The 21,167-nt window shown below is 66.4% G+C and carries 26 protein-coding genes and 1 pseudogene; 5 read left to right on the forward strand and 22 right to left on the reverse strand.

What is annotated here, in order from left to right; genetic code table 11:
- A pseudogene (locus ACIQ3B_RS13705) lies at positions 1-338 on the reverse strand (protein translocase subunit SecD); the annotation flags it as partial.
- Between the two features lie 15 nt (positions 339-353).
- Entirely contained in the window at positions 354-704 is a 351-nt protein-coding gene (gene yajC, locus ACIQ3B_RS13710) for a preprotein translocase subunit YajC (RefSeq protein WP_397403481.1), read from the reverse strand.
- Between the two features lie 119 nt (positions 705-823).
- Between yajC and ACIQ3B_RS13715 the strand changes: the two genes are divergently transcribed.
- Positions 824-1,663 (forward strand): ATP-binding protein, encoded by an 840-nt coding sequence (locus ACIQ3B_RS13715; protein ID WP_397403483.1) that lies wholly within the window; start codon positions 824-826, stop codon positions 1,661-1,663.
- Here the strand turns inward: ACIQ3B_RS13715 and ACIQ3B_RS13720 are convergent.
- From ACIQ3B_RS13720 to ACIQ3B_RS13780, 13 genes are all read right to left on the reverse strand, one after another.
- Positions 1,660-3,255, reverse strand: coding sequence for a LysM peptidoglycan-binding domain-containing protein (locus ACIQ3B_RS13720; protein ID WP_397403485.1), 1,596 nt, complete (start codon positions 3,253-3,255; stop codon positions 1,660-1,662). The genes ACIQ3B_RS13715 and ACIQ3B_RS13720 overlap by 4 nt on opposite strands.
- Positions 3,256-3,358: 103 nt before the next feature.
- On the reverse strand, positions 3,359-4,015 hold the full coding sequence (locus ACIQ3B_RS13725) for a protein-L-isoaspartate(D-aspartate) O-methyltransferase (protein ID WP_397403487.1): 657 nt from the start codon (positions 4,013-4,015) through the stop codon (positions 3,359-3,361).
- Between the two features lie 3 nt (positions 4,016-4,018).
- Positions 4,019-4,792, reverse strand: coding sequence for a 5'/3'-nucleotidase SurE (gene surE / locus ACIQ3B_RS13730; RefSeq protein WP_397403489.1), 774 nt, complete (start codon positions 4,790-4,792; stop codon positions 4,019-4,021).
- On the reverse strand, positions 4,789-6,069 hold the full coding sequence (gene serS / locus ACIQ3B_RS13735; protein WP_397403491.1) for a serine--tRNA ligase: 1,281 nt from the start codon (positions 6,067-6,069) through the stop codon (positions 4,789-4,791). Before serS ends, surE begins: the two co-directional genes overlap by 4 nt.
- A 92-nt stretch (positions 6,070-6,161) precedes the next feature.
- Positions 6,162-7,046 carry a twin-arginine translocase subunit TatC gene (gene tatC / locus ACIQ3B_RS13740; protein ID WP_397403493.1) on the reverse strand — a complete coding sequence of 295 codons (885 nt, stop codon included), beginning with the start codon at positions 7,044-7,046 and terminating at the stop codon, positions 6,162-6,164.
- Positions 7,046-7,531 carry a Sec-independent protein translocase protein TatB gene (tatB, locus tag ACIQ3B_RS13745; protein ID WP_397403495.1) on the reverse strand — a complete coding sequence of 162 codons (486 nt, stop codon included), beginning with the start codon at positions 7,529-7,531 and terminating at the stop codon, positions 7,046-7,048. Before tatB ends, tatC begins: the two co-directional genes overlap by 1 nt.
- A gap of 74 nt (positions 7,532-7,605) precedes the next feature.
- Positions 7,606-7,812: a twin-arginine translocase TatA/TatE family subunit gene (locus tag ACIQ3B_RS13750; protein WP_397403497.1), complete on the reverse strand. Its 207-nt coding sequence runs from the start codon at positions 7,810-7,812 to the stop codon at positions 7,606-7,608.
- A 102-nt stretch (positions 7,813-7,914) separates the two neighbouring features.
- Entirely contained in the window at positions 7,915-8,559 is a 645-nt protein-coding gene (gene scpB, locus ACIQ3B_RS13755; protein ID WP_397403499.1) for an SMC-Scp complex subunit ScpB, read from the reverse strand.
- A gap of 370 nt (positions 8,560-8,929) precedes the next feature.
- Positions 8,930-9,739 carry a segregation and condensation protein A gene (locus ACIQ3B_RS13760; protein ID WP_397403500.1) on the reverse strand — a complete coding sequence of 270 codons (810 nt, stop codon included), beginning with the start codon at positions 9,737-9,739 and terminating at the stop codon, positions 8,930-8,932.
- Positions 9,736-10,773: a beta-N-acetylhexosaminidase gene (gene nagZ, locus ACIQ3B_RS13765; RefSeq protein ID WP_397403501.1), complete on the reverse strand. Its 1,038-nt coding sequence runs from the start codon at positions 10,771-10,773 to the stop codon at positions 9,736-9,738. Before nagZ ends, ACIQ3B_RS13760 begins: the two co-directional genes overlap by 4 nt.
- Positions 10,758-11,591 (reverse strand): SPOR domain-containing protein, encoded by an 834-nt coding sequence (locus ACIQ3B_RS13770; protein ID WP_397403503.1) that lies wholly within the window; start codon positions 11,589-11,591, stop codon positions 10,758-10,760. Before ACIQ3B_RS13770 ends, nagZ begins: the two co-directional genes overlap by 16 nt.
- Positions 11,592-11,718: 127 nt before the next feature.
- Entirely contained in the window at positions 11,719-11,955 is a 237-nt protein-coding gene (locus ACIQ3B_RS13775) for a hypothetical protein (protein ID WP_397403505.1), read from the reverse strand.
- A 2-nt stretch (positions 11,956-11,957) separates the two neighbouring features.
- Positions 11,958-13,136 (reverse strand): deoxyguanosinetriphosphate triphosphohydrolase, encoded by a 1,179-nt coding sequence (locus tag ACIQ3B_RS13780; protein ID WP_397403507.1) that lies wholly within the window; start codon positions 13,134-13,136, stop codon positions 11,958-11,960.
- Between the two features lie 82 nt (positions 13,137-13,218).
- On the opposite strand from ACIQ3B_RS13780, the gene erpA reads away from it, so the two are divergent.
- A complete protein-coding gene (gene erpA, locus ACIQ3B_RS13785) occupies positions 13,219-13,551 on the forward strand; it encodes an iron-sulfur cluster insertion protein ErpA (protein ID WP_397403508.1) in 333 nt (110 codons plus the stop codon).
- Positions 13,552-13,622: 71 nt separating this feature from the next.
- On the opposite strand, the gene ACIQ3B_RS13790 is transcribed toward erpA, so the two are convergent.
- From ACIQ3B_RS13790 to ACIQ3B_RS13800, 3 genes are all read right to left on the reverse strand, one after another.
- On the reverse strand, positions 13,623-14,441 hold the full coding sequence (locus ACIQ3B_RS13790; protein WP_397403510.1) for a transglycosylase SLT domain-containing protein: 819 nt from the start codon (positions 14,439-14,441) through the stop codon (positions 13,623-13,625).
- Positions 14,442-14,523: 82 nt separating this feature from the next.
- On the reverse strand, positions 14,524-15,693 hold the full coding sequence (locus ACIQ3B_RS13795) for an acyl-CoA dehydrogenase family protein (protein WP_397403512.1): 1,170 nt from the start codon (positions 15,691-15,693) through the stop codon (positions 14,524-14,526).
- Positions 15,690-16,718, reverse strand: coding sequence for an NAD(P)/FAD-dependent oxidoreductase (locus ACIQ3B_RS13800; protein WP_397403514.1), 1,029 nt, complete (start codon positions 16,716-16,718; stop codon positions 15,690-15,692). The genes ACIQ3B_RS13795 and ACIQ3B_RS13800 overlap by 4 nt, the downstream gene beginning before the upstream one ends.
- A gap of 224 nt (positions 16,719-16,942) precedes the next feature.
- Here ACIQ3B_RS13800 and ACIQ3B_RS13805 point away from each other — a divergent pair, with 224 nt between their 5' ends.
- On the forward strand, positions 16,943-17,554 hold the full coding sequence (locus ACIQ3B_RS13805; RefSeq protein ID WP_397403516.1) for a DUF6644 family protein: 612 nt from the start codon (positions 16,943-16,945) through the stop codon (positions 17,552-17,554).
- A complete protein-coding gene (locus tag ACIQ3B_RS13810) occupies positions 17,551-18,378 on the forward strand; it encodes a DUF6644 family protein (RefSeq protein ID WP_397403518.1) in 828 nt (275 codons plus the stop codon). Before ACIQ3B_RS13805 ends, ACIQ3B_RS13810 begins: the two co-directional genes overlap by 4 nt.
- Here ACIQ3B_RS13810 and ACIQ3B_RS13815 read toward each other — a convergent pair.
- Together ACIQ3B_RS13815 and ACIQ3B_RS13820 are read right to left on the reverse strand one after the other, a co-directional pair.
- Entirely contained in the window at positions 18,338-19,177 is an 840-nt protein-coding gene (locus tag ACIQ3B_RS13815; protein WP_397403520.1) for a TrmH family RNA methyltransferase, read from the reverse strand. The two genes, ACIQ3B_RS13810 and ACIQ3B_RS13815, sit on opposite strands and share 41 nt — an antisense overlap.
- Before the next feature lie 6 nt (positions 19,178-19,183).
- Entirely contained in the window at positions 19,184-20,002 is an 819-nt protein-coding gene (locus ACIQ3B_RS13820; protein WP_397403522.1) for an acyl-CoA thioesterase, read from the reverse strand.
- 112 nt (positions 20,003-20,114) lie between these two features.
- On the opposite strand from ACIQ3B_RS13820, the gene ACIQ3B_RS13825 reads away from it, so the two are divergent.
- Positions 20,115-20,513, forward strand: a complete 399-nt coding sequence (locus tag ACIQ3B_RS13825; protein ID WP_397403524.1) for a hypothetical protein — start codon at positions 20,115-20,117, stop codon at positions 20,511-20,513.
- Between the two features lie 38 nt (positions 20,514-20,551).
- Here the strand turns inward: ACIQ3B_RS13825 and ACIQ3B_RS13830 are convergent, their stop codons facing one another.
- Together ACIQ3B_RS13830 and ACIQ3B_RS13835 are read right to left on the reverse strand one after the other, a co-directional pair.
- Positions 20,552-20,875, reverse strand: coding sequence for a DUF5615 family PIN-like protein (locus ACIQ3B_RS13830; RefSeq protein ID WP_397403526.1), 324 nt, complete (start codon positions 20,873-20,875; stop codon positions 20,552-20,554).
- A gap of 1 nt (position 20,876) precedes the next feature.
- Positions 20,877-21,074 (reverse strand): DUF433 domain-containing protein, encoded by a 198-nt coding sequence (locus ACIQ3B_RS13835; RefSeq protein ID WP_397403528.1) that lies wholly within the window; start codon positions 21,072-21,074, stop codon positions 20,877-20,879.
- Positions 21,075-21,167 lie beyond the last annotated feature (93 nt).

The raw sequence follows: 21,167 nt of genomic DNA on the forward strand, positions 1-21,167 counted from the left end.
GTCGCCGCAGGGATATCGTTCGGGTCGGTGATCCGGAGCACCACCGCGCCGCCCACCACCGCCAGGCCGGAGAAGGCGATCTTCTTCTCTCCCAGCTGGGTCCGGACATCCTCGACCATGTTGGTCAAGCGTTCGTTTCGCAGCGCGTTCGTGTCGACCTCGAGCAGGAGGTATGAGCCGCCCTGCAGGTCGAGGCCCAGGTTGAGTGTCTGACGCGGCAGGAAGCCAGGCAGCCCCTCGCGCACCTTTGGCGACAACGCATTCGGCAATGCGAACATCAGTCCGAAGACAATCGCCAAGGCGACGAGGATCAGCTTCCAGCGCGAGAGGGTCAGCATTTCAGGGCTTCAGCTCTAGGCCTTGGCGTCGTTGGCGGGCGCGGGCTCACCCTTGGCGCGGACGTCGGAAATCATCGCCTTCACCACCTTCACGGTAACGCCGGTAGCGATCTCCACGCCGACTTCCTTGTCCTCGACACGGACGACCTTGCCCATCAGTCCGGAAGACAGCACGACTTGGTCGCCCCGCTTCAGGGCAGCCAGCATGGCCTGATGCATCTTCATTCGCTTTTGCTGCGGACGGATCATCAGGAAGTAAAACAGCACGACCAGCGCCACGAGGGGCAGGAACTGTAGCAGCATGGCCTGGGTGCCACCTGTGGCGGCGGCGCCGGCGGCTTGAGCGTAGGCGGGGGTTGCGAACATGGCCTCTCCGAAATGGCGAGCAGGAACCGGGACACAAGACCCCCGGCGAAAGTCGGCGGAAGCTATGCGCAGCGCCCCGCTTTTGCAATGGAACCCGCTTGCCTCTATGGCGTCTTGGCATGGAGATCGACCTGAATCCGCTTTTGACACGCATTGCAGAGGCTCTGGAGCGCCTGGCGCCGCCGATTCCCCTGGAGGCCACCTTCGAGAATGGCCGCCTTTTCCGGCATGATCCGGCCACGGGAACCTTCCATCCGGCGCCAGACTATCCCATGCCTCTGGCGGCGCTTGTGGGCATCGAGGTCCAGAAGGCGCGCTTCGTCGGAAACCTGGAGCGCTTCGCGCGCGGCCTGCCGTTCAACCACGTCTTGCTGTGGGGAGTGCGCGGCACGGGCAAAAGCTCGCTGGCCAAGGCCGCGTTTGCGGACGCCGCCGCCGGGCGCCCGGCCTTGCGACTGGTAGAGATCGACCGCGACCAGGTCAGCGCCCTGCCCGCCCTTTTCGACACCCTGCGACGTCGCGCCGAGCGGTTCGTCGTGCTTTGTGACGACCTCTCGTTCGAGGAGGGCGCCTCCTCGGCCAAGGACCTGAAGTCAGCGCTGGAGGGCGGCGTCTCCGGGCCGCCAGCCAATGTGCTGTTCGTCGCCACGTCCAACCGCCGCCACCTGATGCCACGCGGCCACGACGAAGACCGGGGCCTGATCGCGACCGCCGAGGACGCCGAGGAACAGGTCAGCGTCTCCGACCGCTTCGGCCTCTGGATCGGATTTCCGCCCATGGATCAGCCGACCTATCTGGCCGCCGTCCAAGGCTATGCCGAACGCTATGGCCTGGAGACGCCCGACCTCGACCGGCGCGCCCTGCAATGGTCACAGCTGCGCGGCGCCAGGTCCGGCCGCGTGGCATGGCAGTTCATCCGCGATCTGGCGGGAGAGCAGGGCAAGCCACTGCCTCTTTAGCGCGGCAGCACCAACCCCGGGTCAATTGGTCGCGCCCGTTCCTGCGGCGTGGCGGCGTAGCGGATTTCAAAATGCAGCTGGGGTTCGGAAACTCCGCCTGACGATCCTGCCTGGCCGATCTCCTGGCCCTGGCTGACCTTCTGCTGCATGCGCACCCCGACCCGGGACAGGTGGCCGTAGGCGGTCACCCAGCCGTCTGCATGCTTGACCAGCACCAGGTTGCCGAAGCCGGGCACCTGATCTCCGGCATAGACCACGTCGCCGTCGGCGGCCGAGCGAACCGGATCGCCTACGTTGGCGCGGATGTTCAACCCGTCATTGCGTTGGCTGGGCCCTTTCGCCCCGAAGCCGGAGATGATCTCGCCCCGAATCGGCCAAGCGAAACGACCGGCGCCCATCTGGGTGATCTGCGCGTCGCTGACCGGGGCGCTGGCCACCGGCGCACCGTTGACCGTGCCCTGGGGGGTGAACGTCTGGGGTGGCGGCCGCGAGGGCCGGCGCGGTGGCGGCACATAGGGTTGGGGCGCGGCAGGAAGGCCCGCTCCGGGTATATCCGGGGTGCGGGAGGGCGCCGGCGACTCCTGAACCGGGGAAGGCGTGCGGGGTTCCGCCGGTGGAGCACGTTCCGGCGCGGGATCAGCAATCGGTCCGCGATCCCTGTACCCCGCCGGCAGGCGCAGTTTCCGGCCAGGCGCCAAGGAGGCCCCGCGTCGCAGGCCGTTCGCAGCCCTGAGCTTGTCGACACTCACCCCAAACCGCTGCGCGATCTCCGCCAGGGTGTCGCCGCGACCGACCACATAGGCCTTCGCCGAGCCACCGGGGCCACGGATCGACTGGCCGGGCTGGAGCGGGTACGGCTTCTTCAGCTTGTTTATGCGCGCCAGATCATCGATCTCACTGTCGAGCCGGCGTGCGATCTTCTCGAGCGTATCACCCTTCTTGACGCGATAGACGGTGCCAGGCGTGTCCACGTTCATAACCCGACCTGTAACCGAGCGCCCGGAACCCGGGACTTCCTGCGGCTCCGGCGCCGTGATCCGGCTGGATGGCCTTGGCTTGCGCTCGACCGGCGCCGAAGCCTCCTTAGTCGGCGCGTTCGCCGCCTCCGAACCGGGAATGGTCAGCTTGCGCCCCGGCGTCAGCGCCGAACTCCGGCCCATGTCGTTGGCCGCGCGAAGGGCCTCCACGGTCGTGTCCAGGCGTGTGGCGATGGCGAACAGCGTGTCGCCGGACTTCACGACATAGCTCTCCGGCGCACCCCTCGACGAGGTCCGCGCCGTCGATCTCGCCGCTGGCTTTGACGCGGCCTTCGGGCCCTTGATGACCTGTCCGGGCATCAGTCGATACGGCTTCTTCAGGCCGTTGAGCCTGGCCAGTTCCTCGATATCACTGTCGAGTTTGCTCGCGATCTCGGCCAGCGTGTCGCCGCGCTTAACCGTATAGGTCCCTGGCGCGCCTGTGCGCGCCGCAGCATCCACCCCGACCACGCTGGGCGCAGCAGTCGCCGCCTGGGCCACACCCACGCCAGCCAGCGTCGGCAAGGCCGCGCCGGCCAGAAGGATCAGGGCAATTCGTCGAAGGTGCTGCGTCATCGCCGCTCCGGGGTGGTGACAAAGAATCGTCGGGGCGTCCGTGGGGATCATGGCTGCGAGCCCACGCCCACGCCAACCCACAATCCACCCCAACACGAAAAGGTCAGAGCTCCTTGGCCACACCATCCAGTAACGGCACGAAGCGGACATCGATCAGGTCTTCGATCTGAAACCCTCCCTGCCCGTCTCCAGTATAGCGACGCAGCACCTGCACCGGTCCCTTCCCGATCGGCGCCACCAGAATTCCGGTGGGCTTCAGTTGAGTGAGAAGAGCCTTGGGCTCACCTGGCGCCGCGGCTGTGACCATAATGCGGTCAAAAGGCGCCTGCTCCGGCCATCCTTCGCCACCATCGCCAAACCGGGTGATCACATTGGTCAGGCCCAGCTCCTTGAAACGGCCCGCAGCCTCCTGCATCAGGGTGCGGTAGCGCTCAACCGTATAGACCAGTCGCGCCAGCTTCGAGAGCACGGTGGTCTGGTAACCGCTGCCGGTGCCGATCTCGAGCACGCGGTCGCGCCGATCAATCTTCAGCGCCTGGCTCATCAGACCCACCACGAACGGCTGGCTGATCGTCTGGCCGCAGGCGATGGGCAGCGCGGAATCCTCAAACGCCCGGTCCTTGAACAGCGCCTGGGTGAAGAGCGGCCGGGGCGTCGTCTCGATGGCGTTCAGCACCTTGGGCTCGGTCACGCCCTGCGACCGCAGCGCCAGGATCAGGCGCGCCATCTGCGTCTCGGGACTGTCTGGTGCGTCCGTCATAACTCAGAGCTTCGGCGGAGCCCCGCCCAGCTGACCCTTGAGGTCATGGACGGTCTTCTGGTGTGTCAGGTCGATATGCAGTGGTGTCACCGAGATCTTGCCGTCGTAGAGCGCGCGGAGGTCGGTGCCGACGGGCGGGCTGGAGCGCAGCGGCTTGAAACCCACCCAATAGTACTCCCGCCCGCGCAGGTCCGTGCGCTTCTCGTTGTGACGGATCTGGAAGTCGCGGAAGCCCTGCCGGGTGACCTCGACCTCCTTGATGTTCTCCACATCGCCGTTCGGAAAATTGATGTTCAGCACCACGTCCTTCGGCCAGCCTATCTCCACCAGTCGCTTGATCACCCCCGGCCCAAAGGTCTCGGCGGCCTCGTAGCTGGTTCCAGGCTCGTAGAAGCCCATCTGCGACAGGGCGATGGAGGGCACGCCCAGCGCCATCCCCTCGATGGCGCCCGCTACCGTCCCCGACATAGTCACGTCTTCCGCCAGATTCGCGCCCCGGTTCACACCGGAGAGCACCAGATCCGGCCGCTTGCCCACAATCAGGTCATTCACGCCCAGCATGACGCAGTCCGTCGGTGTGCCCGTGGTCGCGAACCGACGCTCGGCCAGCTGCCGCACGCGGATCGGATCGGCCAGCGTCAGCGCCCGGCTCGCGCCGGACTGCTCATATTCCGGCGCGCACACCCACACGTCGTCCGTCAGCCTGGCGGCAATCCGCTCGAGGGCCTCCAGCCCGTCGGCATGAATCCCGTCATCATTGGTGATGAGTATCCTCACGCCTTCCCCCCGATGTGCGTGATGCCCGGCATGTAGGCGTGAAGGGCCTGGGGGATGGCGATCCGGCCGTTCTCGTCCTGATAGTTCTCCATGATCGCCACCAGGGTGCGCCCGACGGCAAGGCCCGATCCGTTCAGCGTGTGAACAAACCGCGTGCCTTTTTCGCCCGCCTTCTTGGCGCGGGCATCCATGCGACGCGCCTGGAAATCTCCGCAGTTGGAGCAGGAACTGATCTCGCGATACTTGCCCTGCGACGGCAGCCAGACCTCGAGGTCATAGGTCTTGCGGGCGCCAAAACCCATATCGCCGTTGCATAGCAGCATCGTGCGGAACGGCAGGTCAAGCCGCTTCAGCACGGCCTCGGCGCACCCCACCATCCGCTCATGCTCGGCCTCGGATAGTTCCGGCGCCACGATGGAGACCAGCTCGACCTTGTAGAACTGGTGCTGCCGGATCATCCCGCGCGTATCGCGCCCCGAGGCGCCTGCCTCTGATCGGAAGCAGGGTGTCAGTGCGGTGAAGCGAAGCGGCAAGTCTTCCTCAGGCACAATCTGGCCCATCACCAGACTGGTCAGCGGCACCTCCGCCGTCGGGATCAGCCAGCGGCCGTCAGTGGTCTGGAAGAGATCCTCGGCGAACTTGGGCAGCTTGTCGGTGCCGTAGGCCGCGGCGTCATTCACCAGCAGCGGAGGTGAGACCTCCAGATAGCCATGCTCGCGGGTCTGCAGATCCAGCATGAACTGGCCCAGCGCCCGCTCCAGCCGCGCCAGCTCACCCTTCAGCACCGAAAACCGCGCGCCGCTCATCCGCACGGCGGCCTCGAAGTCCAGCAGGCCGGACATCTCACCGAGATCGACGTGGTCGCGCGGGTTGGCGATGGCGAAGGGTTCGCCCCAGCGCCGGACCTCGACATTGTCGTGCTCGTCGGCGCCCAGCGGCACGTCCGGCGCGGGGAGATTGGGCAAACTGGCCAGGATGTCGTGCAGCGCCTCGCTTGCGGCGCGCTCGGCCTCGGCCTGCTCGACCAGAACACCCTTGAGGCCCTCGACCACAGCCATCAGGCGCGCGGCTTCGGCCTCATCCTTGCGACCCTTGGCTTGGCCGATCTGCTTGGAAGCGTCGTTGCGCTCGGCCTGGGCCGTCTGTCCCGCCGTTTGGGCCGCCCGCAGCCTTGCGTCCAGTTCAAGGATCTTCGACACCTGTCCTGACAGCCCCTTTGCCGCCCAGGCCTGCTCGTACAGTTCGTGGGTTTCGCGAAGGGCTCGGATGTCGTGCATGGGGTCCGCTTTGGGGCTAGGCGGCCCTCTCTAGAGCGCGTCGGCGAGGGCGCCAACCTCCGCCATCGGCTTGCGATGATGGGAGGGACAGGTCAGCTCAGCGCGACATCCGTGCCCGCTGCCGCGTCTTCCTTCTTCCGCCGCAGTTCGATCAGCTTCACGCAGCCGACGGAGGCGAAATAGAGGGCGATGATCGGAATGGCGAGCAGCAGTTGGCTGATCGGGTCCGGCGGCGTCACCACGGCGGCCACCACCACCACGCCGAGCACGGCATAGCGCCAGCCCTTCCACAGCATCTCCGAATTGACGATCCCGGCCAGTCCCAGCAGCGTCAGCACCACGGGCAACTGGAAGCAGAGGCCGAACGCCAGCAGGAGCGTCGTCACCAGGGTCAGATAGTCCGACACCTTGGGCAACAGCTCCACCGCGATGCCCGCCCCCATGATCTGCTGGCTCAGCGAGAACCACAGAACGAAAGGCAGAATGATATAGTAGACTAGAGCCCCGCCCAGGGTGAACAGGGCCGGCGCGGCCAGCAGAAACGGCAGGAACGCAAAGCGTTCGCGCTTGTAGAGGCCCGGCGCCACGAAGGCGTAGACCTGCCAGGCCAGCACGGGGAACGACAACACCACAGCGCCAAAGCCGGCCAGCTTCAGCTTGGTGAAGAAGAATTCCAGCGGCGCGGTGAACATCAGTCGCAGATCGCCGGTGGCGGCCGGAGCCTCCTTCAGGCCGATCAGCACAAACAGTAGATCGAAGGGTCCTGTAGCCTCTCCACCCTTGGAGTCGGCGTACATCTGCGCCGCCATCTGGAAGGGGTGCAGAAGGAACAGATAGATCGGTGCGGCAAACGCAAAGCAGATGATGAATGCGACCACGATGGCCACCACACAGATGATCAGGCGGCTGCGCAGCTCCACCAGATGATCCATCAGCGGCGCGCGTGACGCCTCGATCTCGTCGTCGTCCACGCTCATCAGCCCGCCTCGACCGTCTTGGCTGCGCTTTTGCGACGCTTGGGCGCGGCCTCGACCACCGTGGCTTCAGCCGGCGCGATCGCCTTCTTGCGCGGCTTGCGGGCGGGCTTGGCGACTTCGGAGATCTCCACCGGCGGCGGTTCGGGGGCCTCATACTGATAGCTCATCGGCGGGTGCAGCTGGACGCCCACGTCGGCCATGCTCTGCTCGATCTCGCCGACGGTGGAGCGCATCGCCTCGTCGTGATCGGCCATATCAGCGAACTGGCCCCGGCGCATGGCCTCGACCTCCTTGCGCAGCTCGTCCAGTTCCGTCTGGCGCGCCATCTCGTCAAAGCTGGCCCGGAACTCCGACGCCATGCCGCGCAGCTTGGCCATGAACTGACCAAACCGGCGTAGGAGAACGGGCAGATCCTTGGGGCCCACGACGATCAGCGCCACAATGGCGATGACCACGAGCTCTGACATGCCGACTTCGGGGAGCATGGCTGCGGCCTAAAACAGAAGCGCCGGCCGCAATCAAGGCGGGCCGGCGCCAAATGGTGGAAAAGCGTCTGGCCTCAGCCGCGCGCGCTGTCTTTTTCGTCCTTCGGAAGCGTCGGGGCCTTGGCCTCCTCTGTGGCGTCCTCGCCCTTCAGGCCATCGCGGAACGCACGAATACCCTTGGCGGTGTCACCCATGATGCCAGAAATCTTGCCGCGCCCGCCAAACAGCAGAAGCGCGACCACGACGATGGCGGCGATGTGCCAGATACTGAACGCGCCCATGGGCCGAACTCTCCTTGCGCGGGGCCAGATCGACGCCGCCCGATGTCTTGTGAGACTATATAGTCCGTCCGCCGCCGTCACGCCAATGGTGAGGCGCGTGGGCTACGAAGTTCCCTCGTTCTCGCCCAGAAAATCGACGTGGAACTCGGGCGCGTCGGCGTCCAGCGGATCTTCGTCCAAAGTTGGCGCATTGGGGTCGGGCACCGCAAAGTCAGGCGGAAGATCCATTGACAAAAGGCCCGCTGTCTTCATCTCCGACAGCCCCGGCAAGTCCGTCAGACTGGCCAGCCCATAATGCTCCAGGAAGCCATCGGTTGTGCCATAGGTCACCGGCCGCCCCGGAGAGCGCCTGCGTCCTCGCATCCGCACCAGGCCCAGTTCCAGCAGCACATCCAGCGTCCCGCGGCTGGCCTGCACGCCGCGCACCGATTCGATCTCCGCCCGCGTCACCGGCTGGTGATAGGCGATGATCGCCAGCGTTTCCTGGGCTGCCTTCGACAGCCGCCGCGGCTCCTCGCGCTCCTCGGTCATCAACCAGGCCAGGTCCTGCGCAGTCTGGAACCGCCAGGCGTTGGCGACGCAGGCCAACACCACGCCGCGCCCCTCATATCGCGCCGCCAGCTCGGCCAGCGCCCCGGCCACGTCGGCGCCCTCCGGCAACCGCCGCGCCAGATCACGCTCGCTCAGCGGCCCGGCGGCGGCAAACAACAGCGCCTCGATCTCGCGGGTGGTCGTAACGTCGGTCATCCCCGGCTCCACCGCTTAGCCAAGGGACGCGCTGGACAACCCCTATCCTTCCCCTTCGGGTTATCAACTTCACGGATCTCTGGGACATCCGTAAAATCAGCGACTTGAGACGTCGCCCTTCTCCCCTTGTGGGAGAAGGTGGCAGGCGAAGCCTGACGAATGAGGGGTCGATAGACCTTCCGGCAGAAAGCGTTGTTTCCTTTTCGGGATTCGCCGCGCGACCCCTCATCCGAGCCGCTCTCGCGGCCCACCTTCTCCCACAAGGGGCGAAGGGCAAGCCCGGGCCTTATCGAAGTCCGTGACATCAGTAATCCGACGGGGGCGGAGAAGGGCGCCAATAAATCCGGCAGACAGGACAGGGCTATCGATCTCATGCGACATCCGCGCCCTTCCGCGCCCGAAGGTAGATATCGGCAAACGCCTCCAGCTGGCGCGCCTCCATTTCGCCTTCCTTGACCAGTTCCAGACTGGCCGACAACGTCGACGCCAGATAGGAAGCGCGGCTGGGCCCGGTCGTCGGCGTGCCCGGGGGCGCGATGCCGTTCAGCGCCGTCCACCGGTCCAGATCGGGCAACAGGCGGCGTAGCCGCTCGCGGGCGTCCTCAAGCGGATAGGCCAAGGGGGGCGCGGGCTTGTAGCTGCGCTGCGCCTCCTTCTGGCGCTGGCCGATGTAGGCGCTCATCAGTCCATAGAGGTCGCCTTCAAACTGGCCCGACGGGATGATCCGGATCGCCTCCGGGTCTCCGCGCCCGAAAACGTCGCGCTTCAGCTGCGCCCCCGCCAACAAACGCTCGGCCGCCTCACGCATCGCCTCCAGCTTGGCCAGCCGGAACGCCAGCCGCGTTGCGATCTCCTCGGCGGGCGCTTCCTCGGGGCGCGGTTGCTCGACCTTTGGCAACAACAGCCGGGACTTGAGGTAGGCCAGCCAGGCCGCCATCACCAGATAGTCCGCCGCCAGCGAGAACCGGCGTCGCCGCGCGTCCTGCACGAAGGCCAGATACTGATCCGCAAGCTTCAGGATCGAGAGCTGCAGCAGATCCACCTTCTGCCTGCGCGCCAGGGCCAACAGGACGTGCAATGGACCCTCGTAGCCCTCAAGGTCGATGATCAGCGCCTCGCCGTCCTCCGCAGCAGTCACCGCAGCGGCAAAATCCAGGGAGGGCTGGAAGCCTTGGCTCATGCCGCCCACCTTCCCCCAAACGCCGCGTCGAAGCGAGCCCGGGCATCCGCGGGGTCAAACGGCATGGGCGGCGCGACCCGCCGCGCCAGTGCGGCTCTGGCCCGACGGGCTGATGGTCCTGTCAACGCGCCTGCGCCGGCGAGCACCGACTTGCCCCCGGCCATATCACCGGGGCCATAGAGCGCCACATCACAGCCCGCCTCCCGCGCCGCCCGCGCCCGCTCATTGGGGTCGCCTTCAAGGGCCGCCATCGATAGATCGTCGGTGATCAAGAGGCCGTCGAACCCCATGGCGGTCCGGATGACATCGTTGATGACTGTGGGCGAGATTGTGGCCGGTCGCGCCGGGTCAATGTCTGCGAAGATCACATGCCCCGTCATGGCCATGGGAAGGTCGGCCAGAGCCCGGAAGGGCGCCTGATCGCAGGCGGCGAGCTCGGCCCGGTCCGCTTTCACCTCCGGCACCTCATGGTGGCTGTCACTTTGTGCTCGCCCCTGCCCCGGCATGTGCTTGATCACAGGCAGCACGCCACCGGCCAGCAGGCCTTCGGCCAGCGCCCGCGCCAGCCGGGTGACATCGGCGGCATTATCCGAGATTGCCCGGTCACCGATGGCGTCGTGGCCCTCAGGGCTGGCGACATCCAGCACCGGAGCGCAGTTGACCGTGATCCCGACCGCCGCCAGATCCTGGGCCAGCAGGCGACCGCCAAGCCCGGCCATCTCCACGGCCGCCTCAGGATCGAGCCGGCTCAAAGCTCCATAGGCGCGGCCCGGCGGGTAGCGGCGCCAATGCGGCGGCCCCAGCCTCTGGACGCGCCCGCCCTCCTGATCCACCAGCACCGGCGCATCCTCTCGGCCCACGGCCTCGCGCAAGGCTGTAGTCAGCGCGCGCACCTGATCGGGCGAGCCGATGTTTCGCCCGAACAGGATAAAGCCCCATGGCTGGCCGTCCGCAAACAGGGCCACCTCTTCCGTCGTCAGGACCAGACCGGAACACCCCAGGATGCAGGCCGCCACCGTCACCGGACGAAGCAACTCTTCCCGGCCGCCTGAAGTTTTGCGCAGAACGCCTGCGCGTCGGCCTTCGTGGCGAACCCGGTGACCGCCGTGCGATAGAGCGTTCCACCATTGCGTTCGATCTTCTCGACGCTCTTTCCCTTGCCGGCGCCGAGGCCGGGCGCGGCGGCCACGGCGTCGCTCCATGCCTTGTCCGCCAGCGCTGTGGACGAGACCGCCCCGATCTGCACTGCCGCACCGCCGGCGGAGGTCGGCTTGGGCTCCGGCGTGGACGGCCTCTTGATCTCGGCGGGCGGGGCGACCTTGGGCGAAGGCGCAGGCTTGACCGGCGCGGGCGCCGCCTTCGCCGGCGGTGGCGCAGGTTTCGCGGCGGGCGGCGGCGATATCACGGCTGGCCCCGGAATCGCCGGTTTCAGGGCCTGGGCTGTGGCGGCTGACGGGACCTGGGTCACAACGACAGGAGCTGTCGGCCGCGCCTGGGGCTGCTCGGGCGGCGCCACAAACGCCGGTTCTGGCGGGGCCGCCCCGATCGCACCGCCGTCGTCGGCCTTGTAGATCTGCAAGCCCGCCGCCGGGTCCTGAGGTTGAGCTTCCGGCGTCGCAGGCGCCTTTATCCCGCCGATGGGGGCGCCTACCACCTGCGGCGCCTCGGCGGCCTGGCGCACGCCTGACCGGTAGAACATGAAGATCGCCGCCACCAGGGCCGCCAGCACCAGCACGCTCAGGATCAGCGTCACCGGGATCGGTCGCTCGCCCCGCACGGGTCGGCGCGGATCAAAACTCAGCGGCGCATCTCCGGTGGGAGGCGTGTAGGCGCCGCGCTCATGGTCGGACATCGCGGGAGCTCCTGAATCCGGGCAGAGGCAAGCGACCCCGCCATCAGGCCGAATCGCTCACGAATCCCTTCACTCTAGCGAAGCCCGCTGGATCGAGTGCTGTCGAATGCGCCGCCGCCCACAGGCTTCAGCCTTCCCGGCCCAGGCCCTCAAGGTCACTGGTGTCCATGGCGTAGCGATGGAAGGCGGCCCGCAGTTCACGCAGTTCGTCCGCGCTGACCCGGCCGGGGCGCACATGAATCTCCAGATCGCGGCCCCGGCTGTTCACCCGTTGCACGGCGCCGATCTTGCGCACCCAGCCAAAGAAGGCGGTCTCATCACCCGCCGAGTGAAAGATCGGGCCGCGCACGACCAATAACGCCAAGCTCAGCTCCACACGTCGAGATGGAACAGCTTCTTGTGCTCCTCGATGGCGTAGCGGTCTGTCATTCCGGCGATGTAATCGCAGACCACCCGCGCGCGCCCGGCCTGATCGCGGGGTTCAGCGCGGGCGAACCACTCGGCCGGCAGTACGTCGGGCTCGGCCATGAACAGCTGGAACATCTCGGCCAGCATCCGGCGCGCCTGGCTGCGGGTGCGGTTGACCTTCCAGTGGCGATACATCCGCTCCAGCAGGAACAACCTCAGCTGGGCCAGATCCTCCAGCATGTCGCGGGAGAAGGCGACCAGGGCGTGTCCCAGCACCCGAACCGCTTCCGGAGACGTCACATGCCCGGCCGCCGCCCGCCGGCGGGTCTCTGTCAGCACGTCGTCGACCATGGCCCCGATCATCCGCCGAACAGCCTCGAGCCTCAGGATGCCGGGTTCGCAGGTCGGGTAGTCCCGCCGGGCGCTGATCACGTGCGGTCCGATCAGCGGCACCTCGGCCAGCTCATCGAGATTGAACAGCCCCGCCAGCACCCCGTCGTCCACGTCGTGGTTGTTATAGGCGATGTCATCGGCCAGGGCGGCCACCTGGGCCTCCGCCGACGCCCATGTGTCGAGGCGAAGCCCGTACTGGGCGTCAAACTCCGAGATGGCGCTCCAGGACGGCTTCGCAAGCTGGTCGATAACCGGCCCGTTGTGCTTGATCACCCCCTCCAGGGTCTCCCAGGTGAGGTTCAGGCCATCGAAATCCGGGTAGCGGCGCTCCAGCCGGGTGACCACGCGGAACGTCTGCACATTGTGATCAAATCCGCCGTAGCCCTGCATCTGGATCTGCAGTTCGTCCTCGCCGGCATGCCCGAACGGCGGATGGCCCAGGTCATGAGCCAGCGCGATAGTCTCGGCGAGATCGGCGTCCAGCCCCAATGCCGTCGCCAGCGAACGGGCAATCTGGGCAACCTCCAGCGAATGGGTCAGGCGGGTGCGGAAGTGGTCGCCCTCGTGCGCCACGAAGACCTGGGTCTTTTCCTTGAGCCGGCGAAAGGCTGTTGAGTGGATGATCCGGTCGCGGTCGCGGGCGAAGTCCGTCCGGGTGCGGCTATGGGCCTCCACGACCTTCCGGCCGCGCGAGGCGACGGGGTCTTCGGAATAAGGCGTGCGGCTTGGTATGGAGGATGTCATCAATTCATTCTATAACACGGTCACTTGGTCGAAGCCGTCCACGCCCTCATATAGTCCAGCAAGGACATTCGTCTAACAGGCCATGACCACAACAGACCTAACCCTATCGCCGTCCGCGGCCAAACGCATCCACGCCATCGGCGCCGCCGAGGGCCGCCCCGTGATGCTGCGGGTGGCCGTCGAGGGCGGCGGCTGCTCGGGCTTCCAGTATCAGTTTGACCTTGTCGACGTGGTCCAGCCCGACGACATGAAGATCGAATGTGACGGGGCCGCTGCGGTCGTTGACGAAATGTCCCTGGCCTTTCTCAAAGGCTCCGAGATCGACTTCATCGACGAACTGGCCGGCGCCGAGTTCAAGATCCGCAACCCCAACGCCAAATCGAGCTGCGGATGCGGGGTCAGCTTCTCCGTCTAGCGGCGGATTATCTAGAATTGGGGGCCGGTTTTCCGCCCGCAACACGCTCCGAACATATGAGGGCGCCCGCTCTAGCTTTCGCGGCTATCCGACAGCATCTTCAGCATCTCGCTGGTAAAGATCGACCCGGTCAGGCGGCCGCCCCGCTCGGCGCCCGGCACGCCGTCCGTGCCATTGAGAATCAGGGAGATCAGCGCCTGTTGCTCCTGCTGGCGTGTCGACAGGTCGCCGGACGCCACGCGGATGAAGCCCTCGTCCACAGCAAGCTTGCGGGCGCTGGGGTTGATATCGCCAGAGCCGCCGCCCCGCGTCAGGTTGGCGTACACCTCACCCACGGTCGCGGCCCGGCCGTCGCGGTAGAAGATCGAGCGATTGGCGCGCGCTGCGTCGGGAAACAGCGAGGCCGCCGATGCGCCCGGCTGGCTCTGCACAGCCTCGATCAATCGCGCCGAGCCCTGCGGGCCCAGAAAGTGCGCCGCATAGAGTTCGCCGCCGCTGGGCGCGCGCCCCACGCGACCCTTCAGGTAGGAAGCGTGATCCGAGGTCAGCTCCCCGGCCATCAGGGATGCGGCGTGCGGGTCCAGTCGCAGGTCCAACACGGCCTTGCGCGCCTCGCCGCTGACCCGGTAGCGACCGTCAGAACCGCGGCTGATCAGGTCTGCGTACTGGCCATACCCGTGCCGCGCACCATGCTGTTTCAGCGTCGACAACCAGGTCTGTTCGACAAACTGGAACAAGCCCGCCGCCGAGGAGGTCGAGGCCTGCGCCTTCGGATTGAAACTGCTTTCCCGATGCGCGGTCTTCATCAGGAATCCGAAGTCCACCCCCGTCGCCTTGGCGGCGCGATTAATGGCAGCTTCAACAATGCCCCGGATACCCTGGACGCTCATGGGCAGGAACGTCGGCGATCATGGTTAACGATGGGTTAGCCATGGGCAAAATCTGCCGCGCCGTCTCGGAGACGCCCGCTGCTCAATAGCTCTTCGGCAGACCAAGCACGCGTTCGGCCAGATAGTTGAAGATCATTTCGCGGCTGACCGGCGCGATGCGGGCGATCATCGATTCCCGAAGGTAGCGCTCCACGTCATATTCCTTCGCATAGCCCATGCCGCCGTGGGTCAGGATCGCCGCCTCACAGGCGTTGAAACCCGCTTCGCCGCCCAGATACTTGCCCGCATTGGCCTCGGCCCCGCACTCGCGACCGGCGTCATAGAGTGCTGCGGCCTTGAAGATCATCAGATTGGCCGCTTCCAGGTCCGCCCAGCACCTGGCCAGTGGATGGGCGATACCCTGGTTCTGGCCGATGGGCCGACCGAACACCACTCGCTCCCGGGCATAGGTTGTGGCTCGCTTGAGCGCCGCACGACCCAGGCCTACCGCCTCCGCCCCGATCAGCACCCGTTCGGGATTCAGCCCCTCCAGCAGGTAGTAGAAGCCGCGGCCTTCCTCGCCCACCAGCGCATCGGCGGGCACGTGCAGGTCATCGATAAACACGGCGTTCGACTCGATGGCCTTTCGGCCCATCTTTGGGATCGGACGCGCCTGGATCCTCTCCCGGTCAAAGTCCACGTAGAACAGGCTGATGCCGTCCGTGGGTTTCTTCACCTCCGCCTTCGGCGTGGTGCGGGCCACGATCAGCATTTTGGTCGCGCGCTGGGCCATGGAGGTCCACATTTTTCGGCCCGAGATCACATAGCCGTCGTTGGTGCGCACGGCACGCGTGGTCAGGCTGGTGGTGTCCAGCCCCGCATCCGGCTCGGTGACGCCGAAGCACATCCGGTCCTCCCCGGAGATCAGGCGTGGGATCAACCGCTGCTTCTGTTCCTCGGTGCCGAACCGGGCCAGCGGCATGGGGCCGAAAATGTTCAGGTGCAGCGCACTGGCCCCGGAAAAGCCCGCACCGCTTTCGGCCACGGCCTGCATGGCAATGGCGGCTTCAGTGAGCCCCAGGCCAGAGCCGCCGAGTTCCACCGGCATCGCCGCGCCCAGCCAACCCCCGGCGGCCATCGCGGCGACAAACGCCTCGGGAAAGTCGCCGGTCTCGTCCGTGCGCCGCCAGTACTCGGCGTCGAAATCCTCGCAGAGCCTGAACACACTGTCGCGGATCGCCTGCTGTTCGTCGGTGAACCAGAACCCGTTCATTCGTCCACTCCCCGATGACTTCCGAAGCGCCCTGGATCAAACACCGCACCATAGGGCCCTGGATCACGCCCGGTCACGCAATCCAGCACCATGCGCGCCACCAGCGGCGCCAACAGCCAGCCATTGCGCCGCGCCCCGGCCGCCAGTACCACGCCCGGCGCGGCGGCAGGGCCCACCATCGGCAATCCGTCAGGCGTAGCAGCCCGGATACCCGCCTGAACCTTGAAAGACCGATCCCTCAATGCCGGAAACAGTCTAAGACCGGCGGCAAGCACCGGATCGACCACCGACTGATCAATGTCGACGTTGGACAACCCGGGCTCCATGGTCGCACCGAACACCATCTCGAGCCCCGGCGCCGCATATATCCCTTCACCACGAACCACCGCGCCTTCGGCCGATCCGTTCACCCGAACCAGCTGGCCCTTGATCGGCGCCAGCCAGCCCAGCTCAGGCGCCAGGTGAGGCGGCGTCCAGCCTGTCGCCACGACCAGAATATCGGCCCCGCCCCGCTCCAGAACCGCGCCCTCCCGGAAAACCACGCCCGCCCCAGCGGCAGCGGCGGCCAGGCGGTCAAGCGCCGGGCGCGGATCGACCCGCCAGTCCTCCCGCGTCAGCAACGCGCGGCGTCCGGTCACCGCAAGCCCGGGAGCGAGCGCCCTGGCCGTTTCGGCGTGTAGCGCCATCGGCGTCAGACCCAGCTCGCCGAACCCCGCCTCGACCTGATCCAGCCAACCCTCGCCGCCAACAGCCAACGCACCCGACCGGTCCAGCACAATGCCCGCCCGCTGCGCCAGTTCCGGCCAGAGGTTCCTGGCCGCCATCATGAGGTCCAGATGCGGCCGCGAAACAGGATCCAGCACCGCCTCGAACACCGGCCCGATCATGCCGGCGGCCATCCCGGAGGCATTGCCGCCGCCGCGATCCCACACGGTCACCGCGCAGCCCGCGTCTGCCAGAGCCAGCGCTGATGTCAGCCCGAACACGCCCCCCCCGGCGACAGTGACTGCGGGCTTTCTGCTCATGCCCCTAACGAGACGCTGCGGACGGGAAAATCAAGGGCGCTTGTCAGACGGTCGCCAGGACCACATGGCGATTGCAGCCTGCATCGTGGCCGCATAGGTTCGAGTCCGGAACGGTTCGCATCGGCCAAAGCGCCGGGACATTTCCCCGATGACGCACACCGGGCATAGACCTGCCATCGGGGGATTGTAGAAGACGCCGTACGCTTTGAGGGGGACGCCTTAAGTTGATACGCGATTTTCTGGTCTGGCTGGCGGCTGTCGGCAAGGGACCCGGCGAGTACGATCCGTCGTGGAGCGAGCTGCTGGCCAGCTCCCTGAATTTCTGGGGTCTGGTGGAAGGCACCCACGTCCTGTCGCTGATGCTGTTCGCGGGCACGATCTTCCTGGTCGATTTCCGACTGCTGGGCATCGGCTTCAAAAACACGCCGGTCTCGGTGATCAGCGACCGTATCCTGCCGCTGACGATCTTCGGGCTGGTCCTGATGGTCGCGACAGGCGTCGCATTATTCTACGCCAAGCCATTGCTTTATTACCACAATATCTGGTTCCGGCTGAAACTGATCTTCCTCGTCGTCGCGGCTGTAAACATCGCGATCTTCCATTTCCGGGTCCAGCGCGACCGTCACCTCTGGGACGATCACCAGAAGCCCCCGCGCAAGGCCCGCATTTCCGCGGCGGTCTCGATCACGTCCTGGATGCTGGTGATCATGCTGGGCCGGTTCATCGCCTACGACTGGTACGATTGCGGCAAGGCTCTGCCCCAGTGGGCGAACGTGGCTCAGGAGTGCGCCGCCTCTGAAAACGGCGCGTTCGACGTCAAGGATCTCCCGCAATGATGGCGCCGCAGGACTTTATCCCGCAGATCGCACAGTGGGTCGGAACCCTCGACGAGACCTTTCCCGGCGCGCAGGTGAAGCCTTACTTCGCCCATTGGGAGGTGGTGCACCTGCTCTCACTGGCTCTCCTCGGCGGCTCCAGCATCCTGCTGAACCTGCGCCTGATGGGCTATGGCCTGACCGATGCGCCGCCATCCGAGGTTCGCCGCGGGGTCGCGCCCTGGCTGCATCTGGGCGTGTTCGGCATCCTCTTCACGGGTTTGCTTATCGGCGCCTCGAACCCCGACCGCCTCTACACGTCAGAGGCCTTTACAGCCAAGATGCTGTGCCTGGCAGCGGCGCTTGTGCTGACCTATGGCGTCAGCTTGCCAACCGCCAGGTCAAACGGTCGCCTTGGTCCGTTCGCGGTGGCCGCCGGCCTCGTTGGCCTGGCCATCTGGGGTCTGGGCCTGGCGGTATTCGGGACCGGCAAGCTGATCAATCCCGGCCTCTGGCATGTTGTGACCGCCGCGGCTCTGGTCGGCCTCTTCATCACGCGCGGCCTGACCCGGATTATCTATCTTGTCGGCATGGGCGCTCTGATCATCGTCCAGTATGTGAATACCCACATCATCATAAAGCCCGACGACTACGCGCGCCTGGATCCGACAAACAAGATCTACTTCGGCGTGTTCCTGGCCTGGATTGTGGGGGCGGTGATCGTTCAGGTGATCACGGCAGGGCGCGGCGCCACAGGCGGCCCGGCAACCCGGCTCTTCGCCTTCGCCGCGCTCTTGGTCTGGGTCACGACGGCGGCGGCCGGACGCTGGATCGCGTTTGCCTGACGCGCCGGGATCGCGACAGCCGGTGCAACACAATGCCGCTGGTGGTCGCGACGTTCAGCGAGTCAAAACCTCCGGCCATGGCGATCCGCACCGTCTGCACCCGGTCCAGTATCGTCGCGGGCAGGCCGGGCCCCTCCGCGCCGAACAGGATCGCCGTTCGCCCGCCGACCGCAAGCTCGTCCAGTGAGACGGACCCGGCGGGCGACAGCGCATGGATCTCGAACCCGGCGGCCTGCAGGGTCTCGACCAACGCCTCCGCCGTACCCCCGACCGCGATGGGCAGGGTGAGCGCAGCGCCCACGCTGACCCGGATCGCCTTGCGATAGAAGGGGTCGCAGCAGCCGCTATCCATCAGCACCGCATCCACGCCGAACGCCGCAGCATTGCGCAGGATGCCGCCCATGTTGTCGTGATTGGCGATTCCGACCAGCCCCACCACCAGGGCGTCCGCCGGCAGATCAGCCAACAGCCTTGCGAGATCCACCTGCGGCTTGCGGCCCACGGCCAGGATGCCCCGGTGGATCGGAAAGCCCACCACCTGATCCATCGCCGCCTGCGAGGCCGCATAGACCGGCGTCGCCTCGGGAACGCCGGCCAGCAGGTCGGCCAGGCTCTCCAGCCGATGCGCCGCGACCAACAGGGAATCTATTCGATCCGGACGCGCCCCGATCAGCTTTTCCAGCACCACCCTGCCCTCGGCGATGAACAAACCGTCGCGGCCGACCAGATCGCGCTCCCGAACCTGCCGATAGGGTTCAAGTCGTGGATCATCCGCGGTCTGGATGGAAATGATCGCCACGCCGCGTCAACGATCCTCGGCGCGTTCGCGCACCCGCACGATCAGGGACTGGCTGGCCGTGGCCATCAGGGTCCCGTCCCGCGACCACAGATGCATGACCCCGTGGCCGAATCCGCCATGCACACCGATGATCCGGATGTCGCACAACACCCAGTCCGTGGGCACGATGCGGATGATCCGCAAGGTATTGTCCAGGCTGTTGCCGCCCGCGTTCTGGCCCAGCGCATTGCCGATGCCCTGCGGCACAAAGTCGGCAAACACCGCAAGCATGGTGCTGTCGATGGTGATCGCCTCTCGCGGCCTGACCCACAGCAGGGTCCGCCCGTCCGCCTCGGGCCGACCGATCCGGTCAAGGCCATAGCGGCCCTTGGCCATCCGCACCTCGATACGGCTGTGCAGGCCACCCTCGGCGGCGCGCCAGTGGTCGGCTGCGTCGCAATCCTCGGGCGGCGGCGCGTCGGGCTTGTCGGCCCACTGGCCTGAAAGCTCGCTGGGTCTTGACCCCAGCGCGGCATTGACGGTGATGATCTCCTTGTCGTCCACGTGGCCGATCACCCGGGCCTGGGAGTTGTACTTGCCCTGCACCGGCGTCCAGACATCCAGATCCACCACGCTGGGCGGCTTGGCGAAGGAGAGGTACTGCGCCGTCGCCCAGATCAGCGGTCGCCCGGAGGTACGCTCCATGGCCGCCACAGCCGAGGCCAGTCCAACGCCGCCAAACATGAAGGGGCTGGCCGGCGGCCCGACACAGATCCGGGGCTCCACCGGCAGGTACCAGCGATGCGGATTGTGGGTCGACTGCAGATCGAAGAACAGCTTGTCCATGGCCCCTGAAAGCGCGTCCCCGCCCGGCGCGCAAGGGGCGGCGGCGCTCACATTCCGCTAACCAAGTCGATTAAGCCTAGAGTGACAGCGGGCACTTACGCTCCGGACCACCATGATCGTACGTTCATTCGAACTCCCGACGCTGTCCGCCCTGCCCCGGCGCTTCTATGCGCCCGTGGGGTTCGCCATCGGCGCCCTGGTGCTGGGCCTGTCGCAGACGCCGCTGGCCGAGCCGTTCCTCGGACGGGTCTTCCTGTTCTACATCGGCACCAGCCTGGCCTACGTCTTCATGCCCCTGATCCGACGCGGCGATATACCGCTGGTGGCGGCATGGGTTGTGCTGCTCAGCGAACTTCTGCCGGGTTTCACCGGCCACATGATCTCGGCCCAGAATGTCCTGGCAGACGGCCTTGGCGTCCTGATGGCCGCAGCGCCCATCTACGTGGCGCGCTTCCGCCAGATCCAGCAGGGCGACACCCGCCCGGAAAGCCGCCGTTCAGCCGACAACTGAGGTCGACTGACACGGGTTTGTGGTCGCACGGGCCGCCGTTACGGCGCCCTCAGGAACTCGCCGGCAAGCTGTCGTTCGGCGTCACGCGCCAGAACCTTCACAATCAGCGCCGTTTCGGCCGCCGCATCGCCAAGGTCATCCAGCAGGAGCACGCCCGCGTGCGAATGCCCGTCACGATGCACCAGCGCCCCGAAGTCGTGATCCTTGGTGATCAAGGCGCGGCCCGCAGCCGTCGCTTCTGCCAATAGCGCCAGATCTCCAGGATCCGCCGGGCGTTCTGCCGAATAGACCACATCGTGCCCGGCTTCTCGCAACGCACGCACCGCCGGGGCTACGATATTCGTGTCGGCGAACAGGCGCACCCTATTCGGCGGCGACGCCAGCGACGCTGTCGCTCAGCCGGGCGGCATAGAGCAGACAGGCGTCGATATCGGCAGCTTCGAGCACCGGGTAGGCCTCCAGAACCCCTTCGCGGCTCGCGCCATTCGCCAACATATTCAGCACCATGGACGGCGTAATCCGACGCCCCCGGCTTGCCGCGCAACGCCGTCTCCCCTCCACGCCGCCACGCCTCGCGCCAGCGGTAGATGATCGTCCGCTTCACGCCAGACTCCACCGCCAGGACCGTCCCGCTCTCCCCAGCCTCCAGCCGCG

The sequence above is a fragment of the Phenylobacterium sp. genome, assembly GCF_044358365.1.
Lineage (GTDB): Bacteria > Pseudomonadota > Alphaproteobacteria > Caulobacterales > Caulobacteraceae > Phenylobacterium.